The organism is Synechococcus sp. R5-12 (assembly GCF_047502655.1).
Classification (GTDB): domain Bacteria; phylum Cyanobacteriota; class Cyanobacteriia; order Thermostichales; family Thermostichaceae; genus Thermostichus.
This window is the reverse complement of sequence record NZ_JANSIM010000134.1, coordinates 1-2,960: the sequence shown is the minus strand read 5'-3', so window position 1 is coordinate 2,960 and position 2,960 is coordinate 1. Positions and strand designations below refer to the sequence as shown.

Below are 2,960 nucleotides of genomic sequence, written 5' to 3'. Positions count from 1 at the left end.
AGCGTGGTAGGAATCTCCAGCCTTCAGGCCGGGGAGGATGTCAACACAGCTTGCCCTCAGGGTCAGCACAGGTGAGAATAAAAAAACAGAGAAGCCATCCTCAAGCTCATTTTTGTCTGCCTGTGAATCCTGTTCGCACCCTCTCCGCCACCAAAGCGGCCTTTTTCAGCGCCTACCCTCGCCCGATCAACGCCGTCTATCGCCGGGTGGTGGAGGAGTTGTTGGTGGAGCTGCACCTGACCACCGTCAACAGCACCTTCGTCTACGATCCGTTTTTTGCCTTGGGGCTGGTCACCCTCTACGACGGGCTGATGGAAGCCTATCACCCCCCTGAGCAGCGAGAAGCCATTTTCAACGCCCTCTGTAAGGCTCTGCACCTCAAGCCGGAGGTGTTGCGCAAGAATGCCCGCGATCTGCTGGAGTTGATGGGAAGCGGGGATCCCCGTCAAAGACTTGATCTCCTCTGTCTCAAGCCAGAGGCGGAAGATGTGGGTGGGTTGAAAGCCATTTTGGAGCGCATGACTCAGCCGCCCTACGCCTACAGCCGGGTCTTAGCTGTTGGCCTTTACACAGCCTATGAAGTTGTGGCCAAGTCCCTTTACGAAGAACCAGAAGAACGCACCCGCCGCTTTTTGGAGAATGTGGTGAGCAAGCTGCCCTTTTCAACAGAGCGGGTGAGAAAAGATCTGGAGCTCTATCGCAGCAGTTTGGATCGCATGAAGCAGGCGCGGGCTGTGGTCGAGGAGATGGTAAAAGCCGCCCGGCGTCAGCAGGAACGCCGCCAATCGGCCGCCTCTTTGCCCGAGACTTCCCTCGGCGACCCAAGCAAGCCTGGCAGCTAAACCCCGGCCCTAAGCCAGATACTGAGCCCAAGTTTCCACCACCTCGGGGGATCCATACCAGCGCCGTCCACCCCGACCGGAATGGTAGCAGTTGGGCAGAGTGAGGTTAACAGCCCCCTGCAGGTGGGCAGCCTCGATGGGGGTAATGCCATCGCCCCACAATTCCCCCTGTCCAGCCGTGAGCCAATAGCTGTTGTAGGCCAGCCAAGCCAGATAATGCTCCTGTCGCCACAGGGATCCCAGACTCAACCTCTGCCCCTGGATGACCCTGCCGGCCACGCACACATATTTGACCTCGGGCCAAAAGGCCCCCGGATAGTGGGTGTTGACAAAGTCCAAATTGCGCTTCGTCCAGCGCTCCCGGCTGGTGTGGGGGGATCCCAAGCTAATCAGCGCAGCGACCTGCTCCCGCCCCTGCCACACCTGTCCCCCATAGGGCACGGATCCCAGGTAGATGCGGGCAATCCAGCCGCCGGCGGAGTGGGCCACCAGGTTAACTCGGTCAACCCCAAACTCAGCGCAGGTCTTTTGGATGGTCTCTCGAAGGGCCCACAGGATGGGAGTGACAGGCCTTCCCCCCAGCGTGGGAAACCAACTGCGCACCTGCAACGGCACCACCCGTGCCGCATAGCCGCGGGCTTCCAGCTCTTGGCGCAGGGGCTCATACTCCGACGCACCCGCCAGATAACCGGGCAAAATCACCACAGGGGCCATACGCTAGCGGGGATACCAGAACATGCCTTTGATCCCCTCAGGGTCGGCGGTGAAGCCCAGCCGTTCGTAAAAGCTGACCACTCCCTGATCGGCAAAAAGGGTGATGTTGCTGATGTCTCGGGCACGCAGCTCGTGGATCACCTTTTCCATCAGCCGCTTGCCCAGACCCCTACCCTGGAAATCGGGATGAACCACCACATCCCAAATGGTGGCATTGAAAGCGTGGTCGGACGTTGCCCGGGCAAAGCCGATGAGGCGACGGTAGCTGCCCCGCTGCTGCCACATCGACACCACCAAAAAGCTGTGCTGCAGGGCTTTTCTCACCTTGTGAATGGGGCGACGCGACCACCCCACCGCATCGCAGAGCTCCTCTAGCTCGTACAGATCCAAGTTGGGATCCAAGCTGAAGAGGATTGTCTCCCCTCGTACCACCACCGTTTCCTGGCGACGGTCGGCCCTAGCTGTTTGCGCCGGCTCTTTGGTTGTAGCAGCTCCTGCTGACCCGAACAGGCCCTTCCAAAAACTCATGTGAATCGCTGCCGAGTGAAAGCTCACCCCTACTTTGGGTGAGCGTGTCCTCAGTATAGCCAGGATCGGTGGCGGAATTGTTTCCAATTTCTAGGGATCCCCCCGAAGGGGGAACTTGACGTAAACAACCTCGCCTTCTGTCAGTGCCTTCACTTTGGTTTCCAATTTCTAGGGATCCCCCCGAAGGGGGAACGCTACCACTAGGGTAGCCTTTGGAAGATTAGATTAGTTGTTTCCAATTTCTAGGGATCCCCCCGAAGGGGGAACAAACGGACTCCGTTCTGTTTAAACTCCACCTTCCGACGGGTTTCCAATTTCTAGGGATCCCCCCGAAGGGGGAACTTGTTCCACAAAAACTTCCTCGTTCTCGAGGAGAGCAACGGGTTTCCAATTTCTAGGGATCCCCCCGAAGGGGGAACTGAACTCCCCTTTTTCATAGGGATTGTAATAATATTTGGTTTCCAATTTCTAGGGATCCCCCCGAAGGGGGAACTCCCTTCCGACGTCGGAAGGCGGAGCTAACACCGAAAGGGGCGTTTCCAATTTCTAGGGATCCCCCCGAAGGGGGAACCGTCAGAGGAAGCGTGCCCGTGCTTTGGCGATGCAAATGTTTCCAATTTCTAGGGATCCCCCCGAAGGGGGAACCCAAGATCTGTATACCTGCTCTACGTCTTTATTAATAGGCTGTTTCCAATTTCTAGGGATCCCCCCGAAGGGGGAACAATATCGCTGCCACCCTACAGCGTTAGCGAAGGGATCGTTTCCAATTTCTAGGGATCCCCCCGAAGGGGGAACTCCGGGGGTGCCGCAGATTTTGAACCTCTGGTTCGACTGTTTCCAATTTCTAGGGATCCCCCCGAAGGGGGAACTCTCTAA

3 protein-coding genes and 1 CRISPR repeat array are annotated in these 2,960 nt (G+C 57.6%); of the genes, 1 reads left to right on the top strand and 2 read right to left on the bottom strand.

Features of this window, described 5'->3' with window-relative positions:
- The first annotated feature begins 122 nt into the window (after positions 1–122).
- The gene (psb29, locus tag NW843_RS07980; RefSeq protein ID WP_041436186.1) at positions 123–842 is read left to right on the top strand and encodes a photosystem II biogenesis protein Psp29; all 720 of its coding nucleotides are present in this window, start codon (positions 123–125) and stop codon (positions 840–842) included.
- Between the two features lie 9 nt (positions 843–851).
- Here the strand turns inward: psb29 and NW843_RS07975 are convergent, their stop codons facing one another.
- Positions 852–1,556, bottom strand: a complete 705-nt coding sequence (locus NW843_RS07975) for an esterase/lipase family protein (protein WP_011432154.1) — start codon at positions 1,554–1,556, stop codon at positions 852–854.
- Positions 1,557–1,559: 3 nt separating this feature from the next.
- Positions 1,560–2,084 (bottom strand): GNAT family N-acetyltransferase, encoded by a 525-nt coding sequence (locus tag NW843_RS07970; protein ID WP_414343795.1) that lies wholly within the window; start codon positions 2,082–2,084, stop codon positions 1,560–1,562.
- 79 nt (positions 2,085–2,163) lie between these two features.
- Positions 2,164–2,953: direct repeats of the CRISPR family, unit length 36 nt; unit sequence GTTTCCAATTTCTAGGGATCCCCCCGAAGGGGGAAC.
- Positions 2,954–2,960 lie beyond the last annotated feature (7 nt).